The sequence below is a fragment of the Streptomyces sp. NBC_00273 genome (assembly GCF_036178145.1).
Taxonomy (GTDB): Bacteria; Actinomycetota; Actinomycetes; order Streptomycetales; family Streptomycetaceae; genus Streptomyces.
Genome location: NZ_CP108067.1, coordinates 8,652,361 through 8,678,466, shown reverse-complemented (window position 1 = coordinate 8,678,466; position 26,106 = coordinate 8,652,361). Strand labels below are relative to the sequence as shown.

The following is a 26,106-nucleotide window of genomic DNA, read 5'->3' as shown; positions in this document are numbered from 1 at the left end:
CGGTTCCCCCGTCAGGCGGCCGGGGGCCGCGGGCGGCGCTGCGCCCACGGCCGGACCTCCTCCAGTTGCGCCGCGACCCGCAGGACGGTCACCTCGTCGTCCCGGCGGCCCACCAGTTGCACGGCGAGCGGCAGACCGTCCTCGCCGAGGCCCGCCGGGACGGAGGCGGCCGGGTGCCCCGTGACGTTCCACAGCGCGGTGTAGGCGACCATCGGGCGCGAGCGCGCCAGCGCCGTCAGCAGCCCGGCGCCGTCCAGCGCGCCCACCGGGCGCGGGCGCTCGGCGACGACCGGGGTCAGCAGCAGGTCCATGGTGGTGAACATGCGGTCGGCTCGCTCCGCCAGCCGCTCCCCCGCCCGGATCCCGCGCTCCACGGCGGACTCGGGGACCAGCCGGGCGAGCGCCAGGGTCCGTCGGGTGCGCCGTTCCAGCAGGTCGGGACGCTCGACGGCGTCGGCCTCCGCCCGCACTCCACCGCAGAACTGCGCGGCGAACGGGGCCGTCGCGTCGGGGTAGCGGGGGTCGACCTCCCGTACGTCGTGGCCCAGTTCGCGCAGCGCCCGTACGGACTCCAGGACGGCCCCGACGTGTTCCGGATGCGGACGCACCCCGGGCACGGCCGGCTTGACCGAATAGCCGATGCGCAGCCGGCCGGGCGGGGTCTCCAGGGCCTCCACCCAGCTGGTGGTCGCGGGGCCGGCGCTCCAGCGGTCGGCGGGGGTGGTGCCGGCGAGCACGTCGTAGAGCAGGGCGGCATCGCCCACGCTGCGGGTCAGCGGCCCCACGGTGCCCAGCGCGTACCAGAGGTGGGGGTTCGGGGCGGTGGAGACCCTGCCGCGCTGGGGTTTGAGGCCGAACAGACCGCAGCAGGCGGCCGGGATGCGGATGGATCCGCCGCCGTCGCCGCCGAGGGCCGCCCCGACCAGTCCGGCCGCGACCGCGGCGGCGCTGCCGCCGCTGGAGCCGCCGGGGGTGCGGGTGGTGTCCCAGGGGTTGCGGGTGTGACCGTGGGCGGCGGATTCGGTGAAGGGCCACTGGCCGAACTCGGGCATCGTCGTCTTGCCGATGACGACGGCTCCGGCGGCGCGCAGGCGGCGTACTGCTTCGGAATCGGCGGTGACGGGGGTCCGGTTGGCGGATCCACCGAAGGTGGTGACCTGACCCGCGACGTCCAGTTCGTCCTTGACGGCGACGGGGACGCCGTGGAGCGGTCCGGTCGGCTCCGCCGCGTCACGGGCATCGGCCTCGGCGAGGGCCTGCTCGGCGAGGACGACGCGGAAGGCTCCGAGGACGGGATCGGTCCGGGCCATGCGGCGCAGCGCGGCCTCGACGAGGGCGCGTGAGGTGGTCTTGCCGGTGCGCACCAGCTCGGCCTGGCGCGCGACCCCCTGGAACATCAACTCCGCGTCGTCCCGGTCCTGTTCCCGCCGCCGTACGCCGTGCTCGTCCATGGACACCACCCTTTCCCCTTACCTCTCGGTAACTCCGGTGCAAGGCTGGTGTCCCGGCGCTCGCGCGTCAACCCCGGCAGGGCTGGCGGCGGTGGCAGCGGTAGCGGCGGGCCGGACGGCACGGGCCGGCCCGGAGCCGGGGGTGACGTCGTCCGGGTCAGGACGTCGCGGCCGGGGCGGTGCGACGGCCGCGGACGCGGAGCACCGCGACGGACGTGGCCGTCAGCGCCGCCACGGCGGCCGCCAGCGTCAGGAGCCAGACCGGGGCGCCGCCCGCCGTGAGCAGCTCGTCGTGGTAGATCGCCCTGCGGTACGGGGTGTCCTCGGCGGTGGCGCGCAGCTCGTGGTCGGCGTCGATCCGCCCGGGCTCCGGGAACCGCTGGTCGATGGCGGTGAGGAAGACGGGCTCGGCGCCCGCCAGTTCGGCGAGCGGGCCGTTCTCGGGGCGGATGGTCCCCGCGAAGGTCACCTCGGGTGCGGAGCCGCCGATCGGGGAGGCCGGCTCCATGCGGTGGTCGGCGAGGACGTACAGGCCGAGGGACTGCGGTGTCTTCGCCATCCGGGAGAGCCGCATCGGGTAGACCAGCCGGTCGCTGTCGAAGCGGATCCGCAGCGGGTCCAGGTCTCCTCGCAGCGGTCGGCCCTGCCCGCGCGGGGCCAGCCGTACCGCGACGTACTCCCAGCCCTGGTCCACGTACGGCTTGACTTCGGTGGCGAGGCGGTCGGGGAGCTTGAAGCCGTTGCCCTCCAGCCAGTTCTTCAGGGCGTCCGGGTCGGTGGCGGTGAGCCGGGCGACGTCGAAGTCACCGAGCTGCTCGCGGCCGACGACGCCGACCGGTGGTGCCGCGGCGCCGGGCGCCGGGGCGCCGGCACCGTCCCGCATGCCGCCCGAGGAGAAGGGCCAGTCGTGGTCGCGCGGCCAGAAGTAGCCCCGGGTCCTGTGCTCCGGCCGGGTGAGCCGGCCCAGTTCGTCGAACATCTTGCCGTCGCCCAGCTCCACCGTGGCGCGGCCCGGCACCGGCATGATCCAGGCGGCCCGGTGGGCGTCCCCGCCGACGGTGAACCGCATCACGATCTGCTCCGTGCGGCCGTCCCAGCGCACCACGGAGGTCTCCCGGTCGACGCCGATCCGGGACTGGCCGTCGGGAATCATGGCCCCGCACCCGCACGCGTAGGCGGGGTTGACCAGTGCGCCCAGCTGGGTCGCGAGCAGGGCGAACAGGAGTGCCACAATTCTTCGTTTCATCCTCACGGGGTCTGTGACGAAGGCCCTCGCAATCCGGTTCCGACCCCCCTCGCCGACCACTGCGACCTGGCCTCATACTGTGCCCCATGACGGGGAGCGAGAAGCGGCAGCAGGCTCTGCTGCGCCGGTCCGCGGTGCTGCGCAGCCCGCTGGTTCCGGATGCCGTGGCGGCGGAGATCGCACGGCACGACTGGGAGTCCATCGAGTGCGGCTGCGGCCGCTCGGCGGGCCATCTGATGGACGCCGTGCGGGATGCCGCCGAGGGGCATCCCTCCGCGTTCCACGCGCTGGAGGGGCACGTCTTCTTCGCCGAGCACCTCAAGCCGCCCGCCCCGGCGGTGTGCGGCGTGCTGATGGCGGTGTGGGCCGCGCACCCGCCCCGGCGGGCGACCCGCGAGGCCCTCCTGTGGACCCTGTTGGCCCTGCTGTGCACGGTGGACGACGGCGGTACCCACGAGGCCGGACTGCACGGACAGTGCACCGCCTTCATCCGTACGGGTATCGACGGCTTCCGCCGTGAGATCGCCGCCGACCCGGGCTCCGGGAGTGCCGCCTACGCGGAGGGCATCCTGGACATCCTCGGCCTGCCGGCCTGAAGTCCGGGGGTCAGCCGGCCGCCGTCACACAGCGCCGTAGCCGTGCCACGGTGACGTCCTCCAGGGACTCGGCGAAGGTCCGCGGCGGTGACGCCGGGACCGCCAGCAGGGACGGGACCACCAGGACCGCGCAGCCGGCCGCCTCGGCGGAGGCGGCGCCGTCCGGCGAGTCCTCCACCGCGACGCAGGCCCGCGGTGCGAGGCCGAGGCGCCCGGCGGCCGCCCGGTAGGGGTCCGGGTGCGGCTTCGTGCGGGCGGTGTCGTCGGCGGACAGGGTGAAGACGAAGGGAACATGGGCCAGGGAGCCCCCGACCACCGAGTCGACGACCACCCGCGGTGACGCGCTGACCAGGGCGAAGGGCACGCCTTCCGCCTCCAGGGCGGTCAGCAGCCGCTGGGCGCCGGGCCGCATCGGCGCCCCGGCCTCCACCCCGCGGAAGAAGCTCTCGGTGAGCGCCGCCGCCACCTCGGCCGGGTCTCCTCCTCCCGAGACCCGTACGAGGTGGGCGGCGGTGTCCTCCACCGCCCGGCCGACGACTTCCGGCGCGTCCGCGTCGCTGAGCCGGTGGCCGAGGCCGACGGCTATCTCCTCGGTGGTGCGCCACCACAGCACTTCGGTGTCGACGAGGGTGCCGTCCATGTCGAACAGGACCGCGGCGAGGGTGCTCATGCGGAGCCGGCCACGACGAGCACCGGCCGCTCGGCCAGTCCCACGGCGGCGCGCGCTCCCGGCACCAGGGCTCCCGCGTCCCGTGAGGGAAGGTCCGCCTTGACGCTCACCCCGCCCGGCAGCTCCAGGTGGAGCCGGGTCACGGAGCCGAGGAAGGAGGCGGAGACCACGGTGGCCGTGCCCTCGGCGTCGGCGGTGACGGTGACGTTCTCGGGGCGTACGAGGACCTGCACCTGCGGCGTCGTGGGGACCGGGCCGTCGACGGGCAGGCGCACTCCCGCCACCTCCACCAGGCCGGAGTCGGTGAGCCGTCCGGGCAGCCGGTTCATCGTGCCGACGAACTCGGCGACGAAGGGGGTGGCCGGGCGGTCGTACAGCTCGGCCGGGGCGGCGCACTGCTCCAGCTTCCCGGCGTTCAGGACGGCGACCCGGTCGGCCATCGACAGGGCTTCCTCCTGGTCGTGGGTGACGAAGACGGTGGTGATGCCGAGGGAGAGCTGCAGGCGCCGGATCTCCTCGCGCAGGTTCGCCCGTACCTTGGCGTCGAGCGCGGAGAGCGGCTCGTCGAGCAGGAGCACGCGCGGGCGCAGGGCGAGGGCGCGGGCGAGTGCGACGCGCTGCTGCTGCCCGCCGGACATCTGGTGCGGGTAGCGGTCGCCGTGATCGGGCAGGCCCACCAGGTCGAGGAGTTCGGCGGCGCGCTCGCGGCGCTCGGCCGCGCCGACCTTGCGTACCCGCAGGCCGAAGGCCACGTTGTCGCGGGCGCTCAGGTTCGGGAAGAGGCTGTACGACTGGAAGACCATGCCGGCGTCGCGGCGGTTGGCCGGGACCCGGGTGATGTCCTGTCCGTCGACGAGGACCTCGCCGGAGTCGGGCTGTTCGAAACCGGCGACGACGCGCAGGGCGGTGGTCTTCCCGCAGCCGGACGGACCGAGCAGGGCGAGGAGTTCACCGGGTTCGACGGTGAGGTCGAGCCCGTCGAGGGCGACGGTGGACCCGAACGCCCGGCGCAGGCCGCGGAACTCGACGCGCGCGCCCGCGGGCCGGTCGGACTCCGCCGGCTTCCTGGCCGCGGGCAGGGTGGTGGACGTGGTGGACATGGACTCAGGGCTCCTTGCGGGAGGTGGTGGCGGGTGCGGCCGCGGCCGTGGAGGGGGTGGTCCCGGCGCGGGAGAGGGCGATCAGCAGCAGCCAGGTGATCAGGAGGCTGAGGATGGAGACGGCCACCGACATCCGGGCCTGCGCTCCGGAGATCGAGACGATCCACACCGCGAAGGGCTGGAACCCGAGGAGGGAGGCGATGGTGAACTCGCCGAGCACCAGGGCCAGGGTGAGGAAGGCGGCGCCGGCGAGGGAGGCCCGCAGGTTCGGCAACAGCACGCGCAGGACGACGTGCGGCCAGCTCGCGCCGCAGCTGCGGGCGGCCTCGACCAGGGTCGGCACGTCGACGGCGCGCAGGCCCGCGTCGAGCGAGCGGTAGACGAAGGGGAGCGCCAGGACCGTGTAGGCGAGGACCAGGACGACGGGGAACTCCTCGTTCTGGACGGCGATGAAGGTCTGGTAGAGCGGGGTCCGCGACAGGTGTTCGGGGCCCCAGCGCAGCACGGTGGTGATGCCGGTGACCAGCGCGATCGGCGGCACCACCAGCGGCAGCATGCACATCACCTCGACGACCGGGCGCAGCCGCGGGGAGCCGATGCGTACGGCCACCAGTGCGGGTACGGCGAGCAGCAGCGACAGGGCGATGGTCGCGGCGGCGAGGCCGAGGGAGAGCAGCAGGCTCTCGGTGAAGCCGTCGGCGGAGAGCAGTTCGGTGTACGCCTCGAAGGTGATGCCGTGGCCGGGCACGTGCACGGTGAAGACGAACGAGGCGACGAGCGGGACGAGGAAGTAGGCGCCGGCGAGGGCGAGGACGGCTCCGCGCCAGATCGTGGGACGGGGCCGGCGGGGCCGGCGGGCCGGGGTCCGCGCCGGGGCCCCGGTCTCCGGTTCCCCGGTGTCCCGGGCGCCGTCGGAGTACCGGGTGGTCGGGGTCATCGCAGCCATCGGGCGCTCCGTCGCTGGAGGGGCAGGTAGACGGCCATGACCAGGCCGGCGATCAGGATCATGTCGAGGCCGAGGGCGAGCGCCACGTTCTCCTGGCCGGTGAGCACGTTCCCGGACAGCGCGTCCGCGATCTTGAGCGTGACCAGCGGTACGGAGCCTCCGACGAGGGCCGCGGCCGTGGCGTGGGCGGCGAAGGCGGTGCCGAAGAGCAGCACGAACCCGCCGAGCAGGGAGGGCGCGAGCACGGGCAGGCCGACGTGGCGCCAGAACTGCCGTGCGGTGGCTCCGCTGCTCTGCGCGGCCTCGCGCCATTGCGGGCGCAGTCCGTCCAGCGCGGGGGCGATCACCAGCACCATCAAGGGGATCAGGAAGTACAGGTAGACCACGGTGAGGCCGGTGAAGGAGTACAGGTTCCAGCCGAGTTCGGTGAGGTCGGCGAGTTGGGTGACGACGCCGGAGATCCCGACGGTGGCGATGAAGGCGAACGCCAGCGGTACGCCGCCGAAGTTGGCCAGCACCCCCGAAGCGGTCAGCGCGGCGCTGCGCAGGCCGGCGGAGCGGGAGGTGACCACGGCCTGGGCGATCACCACGCCCAGGACGCCGCCGACGAGTGCGGTGAGGGCGGAGAGCTGGACGCTGCCGATGAGGGAGCCGAGGTAGGGGCCCTGGAGGGAGCGCGCGAGGTGCTCACCGGTCACCCGGGTGGCGCCGCTCGCCGGGTCGGTGCGGGTGACCGCGCCGTAGGCCATGGCGCCGAGCGGGATGCCGAAGCAGAGCCCGGTGAAGGTGAGCAGCGGGAGGGTCGCGAGCCAGGTGCGCGGGCCGCGTCGCCGGCGGCGGGTGCCGCCGGCGACGCGGGGGTCGGTGGTGGAGGACATCAGGAGAGGGCCTTGTCCCACTTCTCGGCGAGGGTGGCCTTGGCCTTGTCGAGCTCCTCGGAGGCGGGGAAGGTCGGGGTGCCCTGGACCTGCGGGAGCTTGGCGACGGCGGCCTGGTCGGCGGTGCCGTCCTGGGTCATGCCGGGGAGCAGGACCGGGCGGGCGTACCCCTTGAGCCAGAGGTTCTGGCCCTCGGCGCTGTAGAGGAACTCCAGCCACAGGCGGGCGGCCGCCGGGTTCGGGGCCTCCTTGTTGATGGCCTGCGAGTAGTACTGGGCGTAGACGCCGTCGGTGGGGACGGCGACCTTCCAGTCGACGCCCTTGCCCTTGAACTGGTCGGCGTAGCCGGCGTTCAGGTAGTCCCAGTCGATGGAGATGGGCGTCTCGCCCTTCTCGACGGTCGCAGGGGTGGACTCGACCGGGATGAAGTTCCCGGACTTCTTCAGCTGCCCGAAGAAGTCGATGCCGGGCTGGATGTCGGCGAAGGAGCCCTTGTTGGCGAGGGCGGCCGCGTAGACGCCGCCGAAGGCCGAACCGGACTTGGTGGGGTTGCCGTTGAGAGCGACCTTGCCCTTGTACTCGGGCTTGAGGAGATCGGCGAAGGTCTGCGGGCAGGTGGGGATGCGGGCGGCGTCGCAGCCGATGGAGACGTAGCCGCCGTAGTCGTTGGTCCAGCGGCCGTCGGCGTCCTTCTGGGCGGCGGGGATCTTGTCCCAGGCGGTGACCTTGTACGGGGCGAAGAGGTTCTCGGCCGCGCCGCTGCGGGCGAAGGCGATCCCGAGGTCCAGGACGTCGGGGGCGCGCTTTTGGCCCTTGCGGGACTTGACGGCGGCGATCTCGTCGGAGCTGGAGGCGTCCGGGTTCTCGCTGTTCACCTTGATCTTGTACTTGGCCTCGAAGGCCTTGATGATCTCGCCGTAGTTCGCCCAGTCCGGCGGCAGCGCGATCACGTTCAGCTCGCCCTCCTTCTGCGCGGCGGCGGCGAGGGCCTCCAAGGAGCCGAAGTCGGCGACCGAGGTCGCGGCGCCCGGCTGCACGCCGTTCTTGGCGCCGTCGGCGCCGCCGGACTTCTGGTCGGGGGCGGCACCGCAGGCGCTGAGCGTGGTGAGTACGGCGGCGCTGAGCAGAACGGCCGCACCGCGACGGGCGGAGGAACTGAGCACGGTCTCTCCCGGAGACGAAGGTGGATTCACTTGTCTGAACAAGTTGGCTCCAGTTCGCCCGGGCCCGCTGTACGGACGGTGAACGGCGCCTGTCGCCCGGAGCACGTCTCGAGGAAGAGAGAAGAATGACCGGAAGGAGCCGTGACAGAACCTGTTGGAGTGATCATGGGAGACCGGTGCACAGCGATTCCGGCATGGCACCGCCGGACACGGCCAGCAGGGGGCGAAAGGCATGAGTACGAGCGCGGGCACGGCCAGGTACCTGGAGATCGCCGAGGCGCTGCGGCGGGAGATCCTCTCGGGCGAGCTCCCCGTGGGGGCGCACCTGCCTTCGGAGAGCGACCTGGCGGCGCACTGGTCCGCATCGCGCGGGACGGTCCGTCAGGCGGTCGCCACCCTCGCCGCGGAAGGGCTGATCGGCTCCCGCCAGGGCGCGCGGCGCATCGTCCTGCGCCGGGAGCGCCGGCACAGCTTCGGCGAGCTGAACAGCTTCGCCCAGTGGGCCGAGGGACTGGGGCACCGGGCCGCCAGCCGCTTCCTGTCGCGCACCCGCAGGCCCGCCACGGCCGAGGAGGCGGACCGGCTCGCGCTGGCGCCCGGTACGGAGGTCCTGGCCGTACTGCGGCTGCGGCTGCTCGACGGGGAGCCCACCATGGTGGAGCGGACCGCCTACGCCGACTGGGTCGCGGCGGCCGTCGAGGCGCTGCCGGCGGACTGCCGCTCCGTCATGGACAGCCTGGCCGAGGGATCCGGGGTCACCGCCCACTACGGCGAGCACCTCATCGACGCGCTTCCGGCCGGCAGCGAGGACGCCCGGCTGCTGGAGATCCGGCGCGGTAGCCCGCTGCTGCGCCAGCGGCACGTGTCCGCGACCGCCACCGGCCGCCCGATCGAGTGGTCCGACGACCGCTACCGGGCCGGCAGCGTGACCTTCAGTGTGAGCAACTCATCGGTAGCAACTCCCTTGGAGCGGCGCGTCGGAGACCAGTGACCGCATCAGCCGTCGGCGCGCGGGGTCTCGGCGATCGCCCCGGGCAGCCAGTCGGCGACGTGACCGAAGCCGAAGCCCAGGGCCGAGGCCCGGCCGTTGTCCATGGCGTAGGCGCGGTCGAAGGAGAAGGGCGAGGCGGCGGCGCCCGCCCCGACCACCCGGTACCGCGGCCGTCGCCCGACGTGCTCCCCCACCGCCTCGCAGAGCGCGAGCACGTCGGGCGCGCCGTGCGAGGCCGCGTTGACGGGCCCGGTGAAGGTCTGTCCCGCCGTCCAGTGCAGGAATTCGGCCATCTCGTGGTGATGGATGAACGAGGTGGCGTACGGGGCTTTGTGGACGTCGACGGGGGTCCCGGCCGCGATCCGCTCCACGTAGTGCGCGAGCCGCCCGGTGAACTCCGCCGGACCGCCGCCGAGGACGTGCGCGGCGCGCACGCTGACGTACGGGAAGGCCGCATCCCGTAGGAAGACGGCCTCGGCCTGCCGCTTCCCCTCGGCGTAGACGTACGCGGGCCAGGGCCCGGGGGCGCGGCCCGCCGCCCCCGCGAGCGGCAGCCGCGCGGGGTCGAGCGACGCCTCGGTGACCGGGACGGGGGCGGGGTCGGGGAGGCCGGCGGAGACGGGGTCGAGGGAACCGGCCGGGAGCGTGGCCGGGTCGTAGACCTCCATCGTCGAGGTCATGACGTAGCGCCCGGTCCGCCCGGCGAACACCCGTCGTGCGACGGCGGCCTGGAGCGGTGTGTAGCAGACCTGGTCCACGACCACGTCGAAGTCGCGCGCGCCCAATGCCGCCCGCAGCGCTTCCTCGTCGTCGCGGTCGGCGACCAGTCGGTCCACGTCGTGCGGTGGTGCGCCGGAGCCCCGGTTGAGGACGGTCACCTCGTCCCCCGCCTCGCGCGCCCGGGTGACCAGGGTCTTTCCGAAGTACCGGCTGCCGCCGACGACAAGAATTCGCTTCATGCGTTCGACTGTGCCGCTGTATCGTCCCCCGCGGAACCGACCAGCTGCTGAACGCATCGTAAGGAAAACTGATGATCGATGTGCACCGGCTGCGCGTCCTTCGGGCGGTGGCCGAGCACGGCAGCTTCAACCGGGCCGCCGGCGCCCTGCTGTTGACCCCGTCTGCCGTCTCGCAGCACATCGCGGCGCTGGAGCGCGCGGTCGGCCACCCGGTGGCGGTGCGCAGCACGCGCGGGGTCACCCTCACCGAGCCCGGCCGGCTGCTGGTGGAGGCCGCCGAGTCGATCTCCGCCGAGCTGGACCAGGTCCGCCACGCGATCGACCGGCTCACGGCGGAACGGCCGCGCCTCACCGTCGCCACCTTCACCAGCGGGGGCCGACACCTGCTGCCCGCGGCGCTGCCCCGGTTCGTGGAGGCGCATCCGGAGGTGGAGCTGACGGTGCTGGAGAGCGAGCCGGAGGGCGCGGCCGCGATGGTGCGCGGTGGAGCGGCCGATCTCGCACTGGCCTACCACTTCGACGGGCCGCCGCCCGTCCGCCCGGGTGAACGCCCGGGGCTCGACTGGGTTCCGCTGATGGAAGATCCGCTGTGGCTGGTGCTGCCGCCCGGCCACCGCCTCGCGGACCGGCCGTCGGTGGGTCTGGCCGAACTGGCTTCCGACCGCTGGGTGCTGGGCTGCCTCAGGACGGAGGCCTTCCTGCGCCGGTACGCGGAGCTCGCCGGTTTCGACCTCCTGGTGGCGGCTTCCACCACCGACTACTTCTTCGCGCAGACCCTGGTCGCGGCCGGAGTCGGGGTCTCCCTGGTCCCGCACGTATCGCTCACCACGACAGGAGAGTTGACCGCGGTCCGCATCGAACCCCCGCGTCCTGCCCGGCACATCGGGCTGGTCCTCCCCCGCCGACGCCGCCCGCACCCCCCTACCCGGGCATTGGCCGCAGCCCTGACCGCGGCCGCCGCCTCGCCCCGCACACCGACCGGAGAGCGCCCTTGAACCATCTTCTGTGCGGACTGGCAGCCAATCCGGCGCTGCCGCCCGAACTGGTCGACCGACTTCTGACGCGCGCGCTGAAGGAGGCGGGGACCTGCCCCGACCGGGACTACGCCGACGAACTGCTCCACGATCTGACCGACCGCACCGATCTGCGCCGTGACCAGGTGCTGGAGCTCGCCGCGTACGCCAGGAGCACCGCCGTGCCCCTCGCCTACAGCGGGACGCTCACCGCCGCCGACGTGGATCCCATGTCCTGGCCGTACGCGGCCATCGCCCTGATCGACGAGGGCCGCGGGCACCCCGAATGGCCCCGCCTCCTCGCGGCCCACCCGGACGCCGAGATCCGCTGGAGGCTGGCTTCCTGCCCCGGCCTGCCGCCCGACGTCGTGGACCTGCTCGCCGCCGACCCGGATGTGGAGGTGGTGGAGGACGTGGCCCGATGGACTGAGTCACCGGTCACCGCCCGCCTCGCTCGCCACCCGGATCCCCGGGTCCGCATCGCGGCGGCGTTCAACCCCACCACTCCGCTCGAAGCCGTCCTCGCCCTGGCCGAAGACCCCGAACTTCCCCTGCAATGGGCGCTGTCCGAGCGCACCGATCTACCACAGGCGCTCTACACCCGACTGGCCGCCGACCCGAATTACGGGGTCCGGGCCGCGTACGCGCGCAACCCCGGGATCGGCCAGGAGCTGATCCGCGTCCTGGCCGCCGATCCGGAGATCCTGGTACGGCGCGCCGTCGCGGAGAATCCGCACGTGCCGTTCGACCTGCTGGCCGAGCTCGTCGTCGGCGACCGGGCGGCGTGGAACCCGCTGCCACGGATATCCGCCGCCACGCCGGCCGAACTCGCCGAGCTGGCCGGCTCCCGCCACGCGGCCGTACGGATGCTCGTGGCGCAGCGGCGCGACCTGCCCCCGCAGCTGCGCGACGCGCTGGCGGTCGATCCGGACGCGTCCGTGGTCAGGGCCGTCGCGCGGCACCCCGGCCTGTCCGAGGAGCTGCTGCGGGCCATGGTCGCGCGGCACGGCGTGCAGGTCCTCGCCGCGGTGGCCGCCAACCCGGACGCGTCCGGTCCGCTGCTGGAGTACCTGACGCAGCACCGACCGGGTGTGCGCAAGGTGCTCAAGGAGGTCGCCAAGCACCCGCACGCGACCGGCCCGGCCCTGCTCGCCTGCCTGGCGGACCGTACGTCCAGGCCGCTGGCCGCGGCCCACCCGGCGCTGCCGCCCGAGGCCATCACCGGGCTGCTCGCCGACGAGGACCAGCGGGTGGCGGAGGAAGCGGCGCGCAACCCCTCGCTGCCGCGCGCCGTGATGCTGGAACTGGTGCCCTGACAGTCCGTCAGCCGCGTCACCCTGCGGGCGCCGGAGGGGGTCCCGGACGCGGAGCGGTGACCGAGCCGGGGGTCACCAGGCCCGTCTCGTAGGCGAGGACGACGGCCTGGGCCCGGTCGCGCAGCGACAACTTCGCGAAGATGCGGGCCACATGGGTCTTCACCGTGGCCTCGCTCAGCGTGAACTCGCGGGCCAGCTCGGCGTTGGAGAGCCCGTGCCCCATCAGGGTCAGCACCTCGCGCTCGCGCGGGGTCAGCGCGGCCAGCTCCTGCCGGGCGGCGTCCGCCGCGGCGGGGTCCGGTACGGCCGCGCCCGGGCCGCAACGCTCCACCAGGCGGCGGGTGATCGACGGGGCGAGCAGCGCGTCGCCCGTGCTGACCAGGCGGACGGCGGCGGCGAGGTGCTCGGGGGTGACGTCCTTGAGCAAGAAGCCGCTGGCCCCGGCGGCGAGGGCGGCGTACACGTACTGGTCGAGGTCGAAGGTGGTCAGCATGATCACCCGGCAGTACGGGGCTTCCGCGAGGATGCGGCGGGCGGCCTCCAGGCCGTCCATGTTCGGCATCCGGATGTCCAGGAGGACGACGTCGGGGCGCAGTCGGCGCACCGCGGCGACCGCCTCCACGCCGTCGGCGGCGACGCCGACCACGTCGATCCCGCGGGCGGTCAGGATCAGCCGGAAGCCGGTCCGGACCAGGTCCTGGTCGTCGGCGATCACCACACGGGGCGCGGGTGCGGGCACGGGCACGGCCGTCTCGTCCGGCGTGGCCGGTACGTCCGGCGTGGTCACGGCCGCTCCAGCGGGATCCGGGCGCGCACCCGGTAGCCGCCGCCGAGGCGGCGGCGGGCGTCGAGGTCGCCCCCGTAGACGGCGACGCGCTCGCGCAGGCCGAGCAGCCCGCGACCGGTGCCCTCGGCCTTCGGCCGGTCCCGGCCCCCGGCGGATGCCGCTGCGGGCGCGTGCCCCGTCAGCACGCTGGGTCCGCCGCCCAACACCTCTACGCGCAGCGCGTGTTCCTGGTACCGCACGGTCACCTCGGTCCTGCCCCCGTCCCCGTGTTTGAGCGCGTTCGTGAGCGCCTCCTGGATGATCCGGTACGCCGTGACGTCGATCCCGGCCGGGAGCGGGCGCGGCTCCCCGGATATCCGTACCTCCACCTGCAGCCCGGCGAAAGCGAACCGGTCGATCAACGGGCTCAGCCGGGCGAGGCTCGGCTGCGGCGCCAACCGGGCGGTGGCCGGGGCCTCGTACGGTTCGTCCGCGCCGTCCTGGGCGGGGGCGAGCAGGCCCAGCAGGTGCCGCAGTTCGGTCATCGTGTTCCGCCCGGCCGTCTCCACGGCGCCCATCGCCGCCGCGGCCTCCTCTGGCAGGGTGGCGAGCACCTCGCGGGCGGCCCCGGCCTGGACCACCATCAGGCTCACGTTGTGGCTGACGATGTCGTGGAGCTCCGCCGCGATCCTGGCCCGTTCGGCGTCGACGGCGCTGCGGGCCGCGCCCTCGCGCTCCCGCTCCAGCAGCCAGCCGCGCTCCTCGAGCGCCACGCGGTGGCTGTGCCGGGCGCGCAGCAGGGCCACGCCGAGCGCACCGGCCGCTGCCGCGGACACACAGGCCGCGACCGCGGCGATGACCGTCCCCACCTCGAACTCCCCCGCCCCGTAAGCCTGGACGCCATTGTGCCGGACGGCCGGCATACATCCCCAGGATGACCTGCCCGTACGGTTACATCCGGGGGCCGACGCCATGACCGCGGGCCCCGCCTTAGGTTCGAGCCATGACAAGTGATCATGACATTGCGCGGCAGGTCGTCGTACGGCTGGACGGTGTGCACAAGGAGTACGGCGACGCGAAGGCCCTGGACGGCCTGTCGCTGGAGATCCGCGCCGGGGATGCGGTGGCCGTGATGGGCCCGTCCGGCTGCGGCAAGTCCACGCTGCTCAACATGGTGGCCGGGCTCGACCGGCCGACCTCGGGCACCGTCGAGGTGCAGGGCCAGGACCTCGGCGGGCTGAACGAGACCGGGCTGGCGCTCTTCCGGCGCCGGCACATCGGCATGATCTTCCAGTTCTTCAACCTGATCGACGACCTGCCGGTCCTGGACAACGTGGCGCTGGCCGCCCAGTTGACGGGCGCCCCGGCCCGGCAGGCCCGCCGCCGGGCCCTGGAGCTGCTCGACGAGCTCGGTGTGGCCGACCGCCGCAACAACTATCCGGCGACGCTCAGCGGCGGCGAGCGCCAACGGGTCGCCGTGGCCCGCGCCCTGATGAACCGTCCGGCGCTGCTCCTGGCCGACGAACCGACCGGCGCCCTCGACAGCCGGTCGGGCGAGCAGGTGATGGACCTGCTGATCGACCTCAACCAGATCGGCCAGACCCTGCTGATCGTCACGCACGACCCGCAGTTGGCCACCCGCTGCGCCAGCCGCCTGGTCGAGGTCGCCGACGGCCGGGTCGCCCGGCAGAGCGCGCTGGAGGCGACCGCGTGAGCGCCGTGTGGCGGGCCTCGCGCGCAGCCGTGCGGCGCCGCAGGCTCCAGACCTTCGTCATCGGACTCGTCGTGCTCTGCTCGACCACGACCGTCCTCCTCGCACTGGGGCTGCTCGACGCCGCTTCCAGCCCCTTCGACAGGGCGTACGCCGCCCAGTGCGGCCCGCACACCGTGGCGACCTTCGACACGGCGAAGGCGTCGCCGGAGCAGCTCGCGAAGACCGCCGACCGCCCCGGGGTGGCGGCCGCGGCCGGGCCGTTCGAGCAGGCCGTCCTGGACGTTCCCGCAGGCTGGCTGTGGATGGCCGGCGGCTCCCTCACGGTGGTGGGGCGGGCCGACCCGGGGGGCCCGGTGGACCGGATCGAGCTCCTGGAGGGCCACTGGGCGACCGCGCCCGGCGAGATCGTCATCGGCTGGTACTCGACCGGCTCGCCCGGACCCCGACTCCTGGGGACCAGGCTGGAGGTCCCCGGTTCCGCCCCGCTGACCGTCGTCGGGTTCGCGGCCGCCGCGAGCAGGTCGGCGGGCGCCTGGGTCTCGCCCGAGCAGATGACCGCGCTGCGTCCGTCCGCCGCGCAGATGCTCTACCGCTTCACGCGCTCCTCCACGGACGCCCAGCTGGCCGCCGCGCTGGCCGGGGCGACCGCCGAACTGCCAGAAGGGTCGCTGACCGGCACACAGACCCATCTCGCCCTCCAGCAGGCCTTCTCGGCCCTGGCCGGTGCCTACCTCCCCTTCATGACGCTGTTCGGTGTGCTCGGCCTCCTGGTGTCCGCCCTGATCGTCGGGAACGTCGTCAGCGGGGCGGTGGTGTCCGGGTACCGGCACATCGGCGTGCTCAAGGCACTGGGCTTCACCCCGAACCAGGTCGTCGCCGTGTACCTGACGATGCTGGCCGTGCCCGCGGTCGTCGGCGCCGTCCTCGGCACCCTGCTCGGCAACGCACTGGCCGTGCCCGTCCTTCGGGTCGCGTTCTCCGGCATCGAGACGGGCCGGGCCGCCATCGGCGACGTCGGTGCGTGGGTGTCCGTCGTCTGCCTGCTGGGGATGCCCGCCCTCGTCCTGCTCACCGCCCTGGTTCCCGCGCTGCGGGCGCACCGGCTGCCGGCGGCCCGCGCGATCAGCGCCGGCGGCGCCCCGCGGACCGGGCGGGGCCTGCGCGTGCAGCGCCTGCTCGGCGGCACCCGGCTGCCGCGTCCGGTCAGCCTGGGCCTCGGCCAGCCGTTCGCCCGGCCCGGACGCACCCTGATGACCATGGCGGCCATCGTCCTCGGCGTCACCACGGTGACCCTGGCGACCGGCCTGACCAGCACGATGCTCGCGTTCGGCGAGGCCGGCCGGGGCGACGGTACCCGGATCCACGTGGAGGCGGGCGGGCCGCTCAACGACCGGCCCGCTCCGGTGCTCGGCGACGGCCCGACCGAGGAACGGCTGCGGTCCCTGCCCGGCGCGACGGCGGTACGGGCCCGCGGGCTGGCCCAGGTGAGCCTGGTCGGGCAGCTCCGCCCCGTCTACGCCAACTTCTACCGCGGGGACGACCCCGCGGCCGCGGGCCGGATCGCCAGGGGGCGGGAGGCACGGGCGGCCGGCGAGATCACGGCCGGGCCCGCCTTCCTGACCCAGAACGGGCTGGAGCTCGGCGACCGGGTCACCCTGGCGATGAACGGCAGACAGGTGGCGGCAACCGTCGTCGGCGAGCTCGTGGAGAGCAACGCGCGGGCCCTGGACGCCACCTGGCAGACCTTCCTCCAGCTGTCACCGGAGGCCCGCGCCGCCGAGTACGAGGTGCGCCTCGCAGCCGGGGCCGACGTGCCGGCGTACGTGGAAGCGGCCGAGGCGGTCGATCCCGACCTGCGCGTATCGGTGCTGGACGCCCGCAACGCCGCCACCGTCACCGTCGTCGCCTTCTCCTCGGTGTTCACCGTCCTGCTGAGCACCGTGGCGGCGCTCGGCGTCTTCAACACGGTCCTCCTGAGCGTCCGGGAGCGCCGCCGGGACCTCGGCATGCTCAAGTCGATCGGGATGACGCCGCGGCAGGTCGTGGCGATGACCGTGACCTCGGTGGCGGGCGTGGGCGCGGTCGGCGGGCTGCTCGGTGTCCCGCTCGGGTTGATCGCGCACCGGCTGATCGTGGACCACGTCGGGGTGGTCAGCTTCCCGGAGTCGATGAAGGACGTGTGGGACGCACCGCTCGTGGCCGGCCTGCTGCTGGCGGGGGTCGCGATCGCCGTCCTCGGTGCACTGGTGCCGGCCCGGTCGGCGGCCCGGATGACGATCGCGTCGGCCCTGCACACCGAATAGGGCGGCGCTCCGGGGCGGTTCATCCGTTCGCTTCCCCGGGAGGTTCTCCCCGAGCGGCCATCTGGGGCGGTCCGGAGAGGTCGCCCGGATCGACGGCGGGAGCCTGAACCTAGACGAACCCGGAACCGCCCTGGCCCTGGTGGAAGCGGCCCGGGCCCGGGGGTGGCGGCCCGACTGCGCCTCGAAGGAGTTCGACGGCTGGACCCCCTTCGACGCCGCGGTCGCGGCCCGGCCGCCCCGCTGAGGAGGCGATGGCCGGGCGTCGTCGCCCCGAACTCCCCGTGAACTCCCGCTGAAGCCCCGCCCGATCCCGCCCCGTCCCGGCCGTCCCGAGTGAATTCGTCACCTCCCCGGGCCGGGGGTCGTTAGGGCCTGGGGGTTGACTCGGGGGCGAAGGGATGACGGAATGCGGCAGTTTCCTCTGGAGATGCACCACATGGCACCTGGCCGGGTGGTCGAGTGGCGGCTCAGGTCCACGGCGGTAGAGGCCGCCGACACGGGTGACCCGGTGAACAGGAAGGCGTCCTTCAACCAGGACAAGCACTTCACCGTCGCCGAGGAGAGCAGGGCCGCCGACGACCCGGTCGCGTCCTGGGTGGCGGTGACCTTCGAAGTGACCGGACGGCTGGACGAGCAGGCCCTGGCACAGTCCCTGCTCTCCTTCGTGCAGCGGCACGAGGTCCTGCGGTGCGCCTTCCGCCGCCTGGCCGGCGAGGTGGCCTGCGAGCCGTTCGACCCCGCAGGACTGACCCTCGAACCGCAGCAGGTGGGCGCCTTCGAAACCTCCGACCTGCTGCGCGACTTCCTCGTCGAGCGGTTCAAGCGGAGCATCGACACCCTCTCCTGGCCGCTGTTCATCATGGGTGCGGTGGAACGCGAGGAGTCCGCTACGGTCTACCTCGCCTTCGACCACATCGTCTGCGACGGCATGTCGATGCCGATCGTGGCCCGCGAGGTGTCCCTCGGCTACGAGGCCCTATGCCGCGGCGAGGGCGCCGAACTGCCGCCCGCACCCAGCTACCTCGACTTCGCCGAGGAGCAGCGCCGCCGCTACCTGTCCATCGACGCGAGCGACGAACGCCTGGGCTACTGGAAGGCGTTCATGGGGCAGGCCGGCGAGTTCTTCCCGCGCTTCCCCCTCGACCTCGGTGTCGAGCCGGGCCGGATGTACCCGATCGTCAACGAGTCCTCCACCCTCCTGGACGCCGCCGAGGCCGAGGTGTTCGAGAAGACGTGCTTGGCGGCCGGCGGCAAGCCGTTCATGGGGGTGCTGGCCTCGGTCGCCGTCTGCCTGCGCGAGGCCGGCGGCCCGGGCGTCTACCGCGGCTTCATGCCGGTCAGCGAGCGCGGCCGGGACACCTGGGCGCATTCGGTGGGTTGGTTCGTCAACACCCTGCCCATCGAGTTCGACGCCTCGCCCGGCCGGGACTTCACCCAGGTCATGGCCTCCGTCCGGGCCGGCTTCAGCGAGATGATGAGCCATCTCGACGTGCCGTTCGTCCGGGCGTGGCAGTTGCTGGCGCCCGAGGAGTTCGCCGCCCGCTCCTGGCCGTATCCGGTCAACTTCTTCTCCTACATCGACATGCGCAAGTGTCCCGGGGCCGAGCGCCACGACGAGTGGCGGCCCACCACCCACGTGTGGTCGGCGCGTGCCAACGGGGCCTGTTCGTGGTTCCAGCGGGACACGGACGGGATGCACATGAACTCGATCTACGTCGACACCCCGGCGGCCCGCCGGACCATGGGCGACTTCCAGGAGGGGCTGCGCCTCACCGTTCAGGAGATCGCCCGGTCCGGCGGGTTCCGCCGGCCCATCGCGCTGACCACCCCGCGGCGGCCGCTGCGGACCCCGCTGGACGTGGCCGCGATCGCCCGCCGCGGCTGAGCCGCGGCCGCATCAGCCGGGCAGGGCCGCCGCCCGCAGACGGGCCGGCGAGGTGCGCCGCAGCAGGGCGATCCCGACGGCGAAGGCCCAGTAGACGAGCAGGGCGGCCGTCAGTGCCGTGTTGCCCCAGCCCACGGCACTGTAGAAGCGGGCGGCGTCCGTCCCGAAGAACAGTGAGGGGACGAAGGCGAGGTTGACCGCGGCGACGGCGTGGGCCGTGTACCCCGTCCAGCGCGGCAGGACCCCGGCGCGCAGGATCGCGTACCCGGCAGCGGTGAGGAGGACCGCCGTCAGCAGCCGGGCGGCCGAGCCGTGCAGCAGCATGTTGGCGTGGGCCAGCGGGCCGTCCACGGTCGGGTCGAGGCGCCCGCCGGGGTTCTCCAGGACGATGCCCGCCTCGACGGACGCGGCCACCAGGGTGATGGTCACGTAGGCCAGTCCGGCGCCGAGGACCACGGTGGCCGGCCAGGCGAAGGCGGAGCCCGCGCCGCGGATGACGTGGCGCAGGCCCGCGAGGAAGACGAGCAGGGCCGCGCACGTCAGGAGGTTGAGGAGGATCCGGGCCAGGACGTTGCCGGCGGGCGGCGGTCCGGAGTGGACGAAGTACAGCGGTACGGCGACGGCGGCGAGTGTGCCCGCCGCGATGCCGCAGATGCCCGTGAGTCGTAAGACGTGGTTCTCGTTCATCGGTTTCCCTTTGCCTCTGTTGCGGGTGGGGCTTTCTCGATGCCGTCGAGCAGGCGCGCGATGCCGCAGGCCACGATCGGGGCGACGGCGCCGTCCTCCCCCTCGTCCAATCCCGGTTCGCCCGCGAGCGCACAGAGCGTGGGGAAGTTCCCCGGGTCGAGGCGCTCGGCGAGGACCCGTCCGTACGAGGCGGCGCCGACCGGGTCGAGTTCGGTGGCGATCCGGGCCAGGTCGCGCACGGCGCCGGTGATGAAGGTGGCGAGCGGGATCAGCTCGCCGCGGTCGGCGCCGGAGCGCGCGAGCGGGCTCAGCAGCGCCTCGAACCAGGCGAGTTCGTTCGGTCCGACCGGGGCGCTGACCGTCGGGACCCGCACCATCCACGGATGGCTGCAGTACGTCGCCCAGAGCGCGTCGACCCAGGCCTCCACCTCGGCGCGCCAGCCCGCCCCGGTCGCCGCGGGCGGGCGACCGCTCGCGGCGTCGACCATGGCCGCGAGCAGGTGCTCGCGGCCCGGCACGTGCCGGTAGAGGGCCATCGCCGTACAGGCCAGCTCGGTGGCCACGCGCTGCATCGACAGCGCGTCCAGCCCGTCGGTGTCGACGACGGCCACGGCCGCGTCGACGATCCGGCGGGGGGTGAGGCGCGGGCGGCCCTCGGCGGTCCGCTCGGCGTCGACCCGCCACAACAGGTCGGCCACGGCCGCGAGATCGGGCGGGGCGGCGGATCCGCCCGGCCCCCGGGGCTCACGGGGCATCGGGGCCCCTCCTCTCCGACTGCTCGCCGCGCGAGCGGTGCCGCGTCGCGCCCCAGCAGATGTTTATGTCATACACAAAGTATAGGACGTAAACATCCACCACAAGGGTGTGGGGAATCCGGGCCGTCCCCGGGCTGCCGCGCCGCTCAGAGGCGGGCCGCGCGGGCCAGCAGCAGGGTGCGTTCCTGCGCGTTGCGGGTGAGGGCGGCCGCCCGCTCGAACTCCGCGCGGGCCTCCTCGGTCCGGCCCAACCGCTCCAGCAGGTCTCCCCGTACGCTCGGCAGCAAGTGGTAGGCGCGCAGGGCCGGTTCCGCGGCCAGGGCGTCGACCAGCGGCAGGGCCGCCTCCGGCCCCTCTGCCATCGAGACGGCCACCGCCCGGTTGAGCTCCACCACCGGGGACGGGACCAGCTGGACGAGCCGCCCGTACAGGGTGGCGATCCTCGGCCAGTCCGTGTCCTCGTAACGGACCGCCGCCGCGTGGCAGCCGGCGATCGCGGCCTGGACGGAGTACGGGCCGTTCCCGGCCCGGCCCAGCGCCCGGGCGCCCCGGTGGATGAGCATGCGGTTCCACCGGGCCCGGTTCTGGTCGGCGAGCAGCACCGGTTCCCCGGCGGGTCCGGTGCGGGTGGCGATCCGGGAGGCCTGGAACTCCAGCAGCGCGGCCAGCCCGTGCACTTCGGGTTCCTCGGGCATCAGCGCGGCCAGCACGCGGGCCAGGCGCAGGGCGTCCTCGCACAGGGCGGGGCGGACGAGGTCGTCCCCGGCGGTGGCCGCGTACCCCTCGTTGAAGACGAGGTAGATGACCTCCAGGACCGAGGAGAGCCTGGCTTCGCGGTCGGCGCCGTACGGGACCTCGAAGGGCACCCCCGCCTTGGCCAGGGCCCGCTTCGCCCGGACGATGCGCTGGGCGACGGTGGCCTCGGAGGTGAGGAACGCGCGGGCGATCTCCTGGGTGGTCAGCCCTCCCATCAGACGCAGGGTGAGCGCGATCCTGGCCTCGGTGGCGAGGACGGGGTGGCAGGAGGTGAAGATCAGGCGCAGCAGGTCGTCGTCGATGTCCTGCGGATCCGCCGGCTCGGCGGGCGGCGGGACGTCCTCCAGGCTGCGGCCGACCTCCGCGAGCTTGCGCGCGTAGGTCTCCTTGCGGCGGACGAGGTCGATCGCGCGGTGTTTGGCCGTGGTCATGAGCCAGGCGCCGGGCCGGTCCGGGACCCCCGTCCGGGGCCACTGTTCCAGCGCCGCGACGAGGGCGTCCTGGGCGATCTCCTCGGCGATGCCGACGTCCCGCACGACGCGGGCGACACTGGCGATGATCCGCGCGGACTCGATCCTGAACACCGCTTCGACCGCCTGGGCCGCACTCACTGCCGTCACGGCCACCCATCAGAGCAGCCGTAACGGGGCAGGGCAAACGCGGCGCGGGCGCGCCGGGATCACATCTCCTGGATCTCCCGGACCTCGGCGCTCACCTTCCATTCCACCGGGTGGATCTCAAGGAACCGCCGGGTCCACTCGATGGCCTCCGCCTTGTCCTTGCACTGGGTGAGGGAGTAGCCGCCGACGACCTCCTTGGTCTCGGTGAAGGGTCCGTCGGTGTAGCTGATCTTCCCGCCGGACCAGCTGAGGCGGGTTCCCGCGGAGGTGGGGAGCAGCCCGGCGGTGTCGAGCATGACCCCGGCCTTGGTGATCTCCTCCAGCAGCGCGCCCATGCGCTGCTCGAACTCGGGCGGGAACTCGTCGCTGGGCAGGTCCTGCTCGTCGATGCGGATCATCGTCAGGAAGCGCGGCATGGTGGCTCCTAGGTCAGGAGGGCGGGGGCCTTCCCCGCCTCTCACCCCTGCGTCGAACGGGAGACGCCCGGATCGACAGCCTCCGGGAAATTCTTCGAAGATTTTCCGTGGGCGGCCACCTCGGTCCCCCATCCGGCCGATGCACCGGCGCGCCGGGCGGCCGGCCAGGATGGTGCGGCCGGACCTCGCAGAGCGCACCCACACCTGGCTACTCGCGAGTAGGATCGCGGGCCCGGACACCTTCGAGAGGATCCCCCGATGCCCCGCGTCTCCTCCCCCCACCTGCTGGCCGGCCTCCTGGCCACGATGGCGGTCGCCCACGCGGCCGTGCCCGGGAAGTTCGACGCGATCATCCCCCGTTCGTTGCCGGGCAGCCCGCGCGCGTGGACGTACGGAAGCGGGGTGGCCGAACTCGCCCTCGCCGCCGGGGTCGCCCATCCGCGCACCCGCCGGGTGGCCGCGCTGGCCACGGCGGCGTTCTTCGTCGGCGTGTTCCCGGCGAACGTGAAGATGGCCGCCGACGCACGCCACGCCGCTCCCGCCGTCCGTGCCGTGACGCTGGGCCGGCTGCCCCTGCAGGTGCCGCTGGTGCTCTGGGCCCGCAAGGTGAGCCGGAACGCCTGAGGCCACCGAACCGGCCTACGCACCGGCCCGTGGACCGGCCGGTGGACCGGCCGTCGGGGCGGGCCCGGCCGTCATCGGCTGTCCCCCGTCCAGTCCCAGTGGCCCGGGTCCCCCGTACGGCGGCGGTAGTGGGCGCGGCCGCCCGCTCCGTAGCGCCCTATCTCCGTGGGGAGCCTGGCCTCTTCGGCGAGCTGGGGGCCGCTCCAGCCGGTGATGTCCAGGAGGAGCCCGTCGAGCGGCCCGCCGACCAACTCGCCGTAGGCGTGTCCGGGTCGCGGTCCGGGGTCGGGGTCCTCGTGGTCGGCGCCGTAGACCCGGCGCCGGAGCATCCTGTCGTCCATACCGCCCAGCTTCACAGCCACCACTGACAACGGCCCCGGCGGCCGCGGTCCGCCGGGGCGGCGATGATGGGGGCCGCCCTCCCGATCCGGGGAGGCGCACGAGCGAGGAGCGACACGCATGGCACGTCGGGTGCACCAGCCACTGGAGGACCAGGAGTTCGACTTCATCCTCTCGATGACGACCGGGCCCGTCCTCGCGTACTTCTGCGGCTCCTGGCCCAAGGCCGTCGAGGCGTGCCGCGCGATGGACGCCGTCGTCGGGGAACTGACGCAGGAGTACGGGACGCGGTTCACCGCCGTCCGCACCGACATGACCCGCTGCCCCGGGCCGACCAGGCGTTACGGGGTCGAGGGCGCGCCGACCGCCGTGCTCATCAAGGACGGCGAGGCGGTCGCGAGCCAGGCGGGACCGATGGCGCTCGAGGAGTTCCGGGCGTTCCTGGACGCCCACCTCTGAGGGTTCCGGGGTTCTGGAGCTCCGCGGTTCCGAGCGCTCAGAGCAGGGCGACGGCGCGGCGTTCCAGGGCGAGGGAGCCGTCCACCAGACCGGCGAGCTCGTCGAAGAGGGCGCGCCGCCCCGGGGCGTCCGCGTCCGGGGCGGCCGCGCGCGCCAGTTCCGCGAGCCGGGACCAGTTGCCGGCCGAGTCGCGGAACAGAGCGGCCGCCTCCGGCCGTCCGACGAGGTCGAGGAAGTCCGCGTAGAGCGGGCGGGTGGCGCCGGGGGCGGTCCACTCCTCCTCCAGGCAGGCGTACAGCCGCCGGGTCCCCGCGAGGAAGGCCTCCGGGGATCCGAAGCGGCGCTCCCAGCCGGTCCGGGTGCGGCCGTCGCGCAGCTGGGCGGCGAGCTTGTCCATCCCGGAGAAACCGAAGTTGACGTCGAACCTGTTGCCCAGCACCGGACCGGTGAGGCGGGCCGCGGTGGCGGCCACGGCCCCGTCGACGTCGGGTGTGCCGGCGGCAGGGCCGGTGGGTACGAGCATCCGGTGACGGCCCTTGCGGTGGCCGGTCCAGGCCTCGCCGAACTCCCGCGCCCCGATCCGGTACGCGGCCGGGGCCCCGTCCTCGACGAAGAGGCTGTCGCCCTCGTACCCGGCGAGGACCACGGTGTACGGATCGGCTCCGGCCATCTCGTCCGGTGCACCGCCGTGCCAGGGGAGGCGGGACCGGTCGACGGTGCAGAACACCGGCCGGCCGGCGTCGAGGGCGGCGTGCACGCGGTCCCAGCGGGGCCGCGCGCCGTGGGTGACCTCGTAGGGGACGCGGAGCCGGTCGAGGGCGGCTTCCACCCAGGGGTCGGGGTGGGCCTGAGCGACGATCGTCAGCAGGGGCGGGCGCCCGGCGTACTCGAAGACGAAGTACATGAAGCCGATCCCGCCCGCGAGGCCCGCGATCAGTTCTTCCTCGTGCACGCTGCCGAGCGCGTGCCGGACGAGTGAGCTCTCGCGGTGCCGCCCGGTGCCGAAGTCCTCGTAGAGGAGCCCGGTGGGATTCGGCCGGGGTGCCTGCTCGGTCATCGGGCCAGCGTAGCCGCGAGGTCCGGCGAGCGGACTTCCTGTACAGTTGTCCAGGAAATATCGGCTGGTACACCGGCCCGCACCACCGCCCGTACGTAGACCCCCAGAAGTGGAGGCGGCCATGCACACGGTCGCATCGATCCTGATCGGCCTCGTGGCCGCGCTGCACGCGTACTTCATGGTCCTGGAGATGTTCCTGTGGCAGCGGCCCCCCGGCCGCGCACTGTCCGGCTTCGACGCGGACACCGCCCGCCTCACGGCGCCGCTCGCCGCCAACCAGGGCCTCTACAACGGCTTCCTCGCCGCCGGACTGGTCTGGTCCCTCGTGATCGACTCGCTCGCCACCCAGATCTTCTTCCTCGTCTGCGTGGTCGTCGCCGGGATCTACGGGGCCGCGACCGCCAACCGCCGGATCCTCGTGGCCCAGGCCCTGCCCGGCGCCCTCGCCCTCGGCGCCGCACTGCTGGCCGCGTGAGCCCGGAGGACCCGCGCACGGCCCGGACGAAGGGGCGACTGCGCGAAAGCCTGCTGGCCGAGTGCGCGGACCGGCCGCTCGCCGAGGTCAGCGTCTCGGCGGTGGTGCGCCGGGCCGGCGTCGGCCGCGCCACCTTCTACCTGCACTACGAGGACCTCACCGCGCTCGCCGTGGACGCCTGCGCGGACGTGGTGCACGCGGCGGTCGACGCCCTGCACGCCTGGCAGACCGGCCCGTCACCGCTCCCCCCGGCCCGGCCGCCCGCCGCGCTGGCCGCCTTCCTGACGGAGGCGGCCGACCGGGCGCCGCTCTACCGGACCCTGCTCCTCCCGGGCGGCGGCGGCCCCCTCGGCAGGCGCCTCCACCGGGAGCTGCGCGCCCGCGCCCGGGCGGAACGGGCGGCGGTGGGCGCCCCACACCCCGAGCTGGTCGCGTCGGCGGTCGCGGCCGCGTTCACCGGCGTGCTCGCGGACTGGCTGCACGAGGACATCCGGGCGGATCCGGAAACCCTGGCGGACCACCTGTGGCGGTTGCTCCTGGCCCTCCACCGCGCGATCGGGCCCGACGGCGGGCCGGGGGCGGCCCGGACCCGGTAGCGGAACGCACCAAGCCCCGCCGGGCGGGCCGGCGGGGCTTCGCGTCACGGGCTCGGCCCGCGAAGTGGACTACCTGAGGGGAACCACCTTCTCAGCCTGCGGACCCTTGGGGCCCTGGGAGACGGAGTACTCGACGCGCGCGTTCTCCTCCAGCGACTTGAACCCGGTGGTCTCGATCGCGGAGAAGTGCACGAACACGTCGGGGCCGCCGTCGTCCTGCTGGATGAAGCCGAACCCCTTCTCCGAGTTGAACCACTTCACGATGCCTGTTGCCATCTGGCTGATCCTTCACAACGTTCCACTGCGGGCCGCACGCGCGGCCGTC

28 protein-coding genes are annotated in these 26,106 nt (G+C 73.7%); 11 read left to right on the top strand and 17 right to left on the bottom strand.

Annotation, left to right across the window (positions count from 1 at the left end; translation table 11 throughout):
- Positions 1–11: 11 nt before the first annotated feature.
- Together OG386_RS38810 and OG386_RS38805 are read right to left on the bottom strand one after the other, a co-directional pair.
- Positions 12–1,451, bottom strand: a complete 1,440-nt coding sequence (locus tag OG386_RS38810; RefSeq protein ID WP_328792019.1) for an amidase — start codon at positions 1,449–1,451, stop codon at positions 12–14.
- A gap of 157 nt (positions 1,452–1,608) precedes the next feature.
- Positions 1,609–2,697: a DUF2330 domain-containing protein gene (locus OG386_RS38805; protein ID WP_328792018.1), complete on the bottom strand. Its 1,089-nt coding sequence runs from the start codon at positions 2,695–2,697 to the stop codon at positions 1,609–1,611.
- An 86-nt stretch (positions 2,698–2,783) separates the two neighbouring features.
- On the opposite strand from OG386_RS38805, the gene OG386_RS38800 reads away from it, so the two are divergent.
- Complete coding sequence (locus OG386_RS38800; RefSeq protein WP_328792017.1) at positions 2,784–3,293, top strand: hypothetical protein; 510 nt, start codon at positions 2,784–2,786, stop codon at positions 3,291–3,293.
- 10 nt (positions 3,294–3,303) lie between these two features.
- Here the strand turns inward: OG386_RS38800 and OG386_RS38795 are convergent, their stop codons facing one another.
- From OG386_RS38795 to OG386_RS38775, 5 genes are read right to left on the bottom strand one after another with little or no spacing between them, the layout of a single operon-like run.
- On the bottom strand, positions 3,304–3,963 hold the full coding sequence (locus OG386_RS38795; RefSeq protein WP_328792016.1) for an HAD family hydrolase: 660 nt from the start codon (positions 3,961–3,963) through the stop codon (positions 3,304–3,306).
- A complete protein-coding gene (locus tag OG386_RS38790; protein ID WP_328792015.1) occupies positions 3,960–5,063 on the bottom strand; it encodes an ABC transporter ATP-binding protein in 1,104 nt (367 codons plus the stop codon). Before OG386_RS38790 ends, OG386_RS38795 begins: the two co-directional genes overlap by 4 nt.
- Positions 5,064–5,067: 4 nt before the next feature.
- Positions 5,068–6,009, bottom strand: coding sequence for an ABC transporter permease (locus tag OG386_RS38785; RefSeq protein ID WP_327387237.1), 942 nt, complete (start codon positions 6,007–6,009; stop codon positions 5,068–5,070).
- Positions 5,997–6,887 carry an ABC transporter permease gene (locus tag OG386_RS38780; RefSeq protein WP_328792014.1) on the bottom strand — a complete coding sequence of 297 codons (891 nt, stop codon included), beginning with the start codon at positions 6,885–6,887 and terminating at the stop codon, positions 5,997–5,999. The genes OG386_RS38785 and OG386_RS38780 overlap by 13 nt, the downstream gene beginning before the upstream one ends.
- Positions 6,887–8,050 (bottom strand): ABC transporter substrate-binding protein, encoded by a 1,164-nt coding sequence (locus tag OG386_RS38775; RefSeq protein ID WP_376151987.1) that lies wholly within the window; start codon positions 8,048–8,050, stop codon positions 6,887–6,889. The genes OG386_RS38780 and OG386_RS38775 overlap by 1 nt, the downstream gene beginning before the upstream one ends.
- Before the next feature lie 232 nt (positions 8,051–8,282).
- Between OG386_RS38775 and OG386_RS38770 the strand changes: the two genes are divergently transcribed.
- Positions 8,283–9,041 (top strand): GntR family transcriptional regulator, encoded by a 759-nt coding sequence (locus OG386_RS38770; protein ID WP_328792013.1) that lies wholly within the window; start codon positions 8,283–8,285, stop codon positions 9,039–9,041.
- A 5-nt stretch (positions 9,042–9,046) separates the two neighbouring features.
- On the opposite strand, the gene OG386_RS38765 is transcribed toward OG386_RS38770, so the two are convergent.
- Positions 9,047–10,000 (bottom strand): NAD-dependent epimerase/dehydratase family protein, encoded by a 954-nt coding sequence (locus OG386_RS38765; protein WP_328792012.1) that lies wholly within the window; start codon positions 9,998–10,000, stop codon positions 9,047–9,049.
- Between the two features lie 71 nt (positions 10,001–10,071).
- Here OG386_RS38765 and OG386_RS38760 point away from each other — a divergent pair, with 71 nt between their 5' ends.
- Positions 10,072–10,995 carry a LysR family transcriptional regulator gene (locus OG386_RS38760; protein WP_328792011.1) on the top strand — a complete coding sequence of 308 codons (924 nt, stop codon included), beginning with the start codon at positions 10,072–10,074 and terminating at the stop codon, positions 10,993–10,995.
- Entirely contained in the window at positions 10,992–12,329 is a 1,338-nt protein-coding gene (locus tag OG386_RS38755; RefSeq protein WP_328792010.1) for a hypothetical protein, read from the top strand. Before OG386_RS38760 ends, OG386_RS38755 begins: the two co-directional genes overlap by 4 nt.
- Positions 12,330–12,345: 16 nt before the next feature.
- On the opposite strand, the gene OG386_RS38750 is transcribed toward OG386_RS38755, so the two are convergent.
- Both OG386_RS38750 and OG386_RS38745 read right to left on the bottom strand, forming a co-directional pair.
- Positions 12,346–13,068, bottom strand: coding sequence for a response regulator transcription factor (locus OG386_RS38750; protein ID WP_328793512.1), 723 nt, complete (start codon positions 13,066–13,068; stop codon positions 12,346–12,348).
- A 44-nt stretch (positions 13,069–13,112) separates the two neighbouring features.
- Positions 13,113–13,964 carry a sensor histidine kinase gene (locus tag OG386_RS38745; protein WP_328792009.1) on the bottom strand — a complete coding sequence of 284 codons (852 nt, stop codon included), beginning with the start codon at positions 13,962–13,964 and terminating at the stop codon, positions 13,113–13,115.
- A gap of 134 nt (positions 13,965–14,098) precedes the next feature.
- Between OG386_RS38745 and OG386_RS38740 the strand changes: the two genes are divergently transcribed.
- From OG386_RS38740 to OG386_RS38730, 3 genes are all read left to right on the top strand, one after another.
- Entirely contained in the window at positions 14,099–14,809 is a 711-nt protein-coding gene (locus OG386_RS38740) for an ABC transporter ATP-binding protein (protein WP_327387230.1), read from the top strand.
- Positions 14,806–17,112 carry an ABC transporter permease gene (locus OG386_RS38735; RefSeq protein ID WP_328792008.1) on the top strand — a complete coding sequence of 769 codons (2,307 nt, stop codon included), beginning with the start codon at positions 14,806–14,808 and terminating at the stop codon, positions 17,110–17,112. Before OG386_RS38740 ends, OG386_RS38735 begins: the two co-directional genes overlap by 4 nt.
- A 406-nt stretch (positions 17,113–17,518) precedes the next feature.
- The gene (locus tag OG386_RS38730) at positions 17,519–18,997 is read left to right on the top strand and encodes a condensation domain-containing protein (RefSeq protein ID WP_328792007.1); all 1,479 of its coding nucleotides are present in this window, start codon (positions 17,519–17,521) and stop codon (positions 18,995–18,997) included.
- Positions 18,998–19,009: 12 nt separating this feature from the next.
- Here OG386_RS38730 and OG386_RS38725 read toward each other — a convergent pair whose 3' ends face one another.
- The 4 genes from OG386_RS38725 to OG386_RS38710 all read right to left on the bottom strand — a co-directional run bounded on the left by OG386_RS38725 (position 19,010) and on the right by OG386_RS38710 (position 22,231).
- Positions 19,010–19,684, bottom strand: coding sequence for a hypothetical protein (locus tag OG386_RS38725; protein ID WP_328792006.1), 675 nt, complete (start codon positions 19,682–19,684; stop codon positions 19,010–19,012).
- Positions 19,681–20,439 (bottom strand): TetR/AcrR family transcriptional regulator, encoded by a 759-nt coding sequence (locus OG386_RS38720; protein ID WP_328792005.1) that lies wholly within the window; start codon positions 20,437–20,439, stop codon positions 19,681–19,683. Before OG386_RS38720 ends, OG386_RS38725 begins: the two co-directional genes overlap by 4 nt.
- Positions 20,440–20,585: 146 nt before the next feature.
- A complete protein-coding gene (locus OG386_RS38715; protein WP_328793511.1) occupies positions 20,586–21,806 on the bottom strand; it encodes an RNA polymerase sigma factor in 1,221 nt (406 codons plus the stop codon).
- 68 nt (positions 21,807–21,874) lie between these two features.
- Positions 21,875–22,231, bottom strand: a complete 357-nt coding sequence (locus OG386_RS38710) for a YciI family protein (RefSeq protein ID WP_189742561.1) — start codon at positions 22,229–22,231, stop codon at positions 21,875–21,877.
- A gap of 258 nt (positions 22,232–22,489) precedes the next feature.
- Between OG386_RS38710 and OG386_RS38705 the strand changes: the two genes are divergently transcribed.
- Positions 22,490–22,855, top strand: a complete 366-nt coding sequence (locus OG386_RS38705; RefSeq protein ID WP_328792004.1) for a DoxX family protein — start codon at positions 22,490–22,492, stop codon at positions 22,853–22,855.
- 71 nt (positions 22,856–22,926) lie between these two features.
- On the opposite strand, the gene OG386_RS38700 is transcribed toward OG386_RS38705, so the two are convergent.
- Complete coding sequence (locus tag OG386_RS38700) at positions 22,927–23,196, bottom strand: hypothetical protein (protein ID WP_328792003.1); 270 nt, start codon at positions 23,194–23,196, stop codon at positions 22,927–22,929.
- A gap of 118 nt (positions 23,197–23,314) precedes the next feature.
- Between OG386_RS38700 and OG386_RS38695 the strand changes: the two genes are divergently transcribed.
- Complete coding sequence (locus tag OG386_RS38695; protein WP_328792002.1) at positions 23,315–23,653, top strand: thioredoxin family protein; 339 nt, start codon at positions 23,315–23,317, stop codon at positions 23,651–23,653.
- Positions 23,654–23,690: 37 nt separating this feature from the next.
- On the opposite strand, the gene OG386_RS38690 is transcribed toward OG386_RS38695, so the two are convergent.
- Entirely contained in the window at positions 23,691–24,710 is a 1,020-nt protein-coding gene (locus OG386_RS38690; protein WP_328792000.1) for a BtrH N-terminal domain-containing protein, read from the bottom strand.
- 121 nt (positions 24,711–24,831) lie between these two features.
- Between OG386_RS38690 and OG386_RS38685 the strand changes: the two genes are divergently transcribed.
- Both OG386_RS38685 and OG386_RS38680 read left to right on the top strand, forming a co-directional pair.
- Positions 24,832–25,185 carry a DUF1304 domain-containing protein gene (locus OG386_RS38685; RefSeq protein ID WP_327387219.1) on the top strand — a complete coding sequence of 118 codons (354 nt, stop codon included), beginning with the start codon at positions 24,832–24,834 and terminating at the stop codon, positions 25,183–25,185.
- Positions 25,182–25,781 (top strand): TetR/AcrR family transcriptional regulator, encoded by a 600-nt coding sequence (locus OG386_RS38680; RefSeq protein ID WP_328791999.1) that lies wholly within the window; start codon positions 25,182–25,184, stop codon positions 25,779–25,781. Before OG386_RS38685 ends, OG386_RS38680 begins: the two co-directional genes overlap by 4 nt.
- A 69-nt stretch (positions 25,782–25,850) precedes the next feature.
- Here OG386_RS38680 and OG386_RS38675 read toward each other — a convergent pair whose 3' ends face one another.
- The gene (locus tag OG386_RS38675; protein ID WP_033213830.1) at positions 25,851–26,057 is read right to left on the bottom strand and encodes a cold-shock protein; all 207 of its coding nucleotides are present in this window, start codon (positions 26,055–26,057) and stop codon (positions 25,851–25,853) included.
- Between the last annotated feature and the right edge of the window lie 49 nt (positions 26,058–26,106).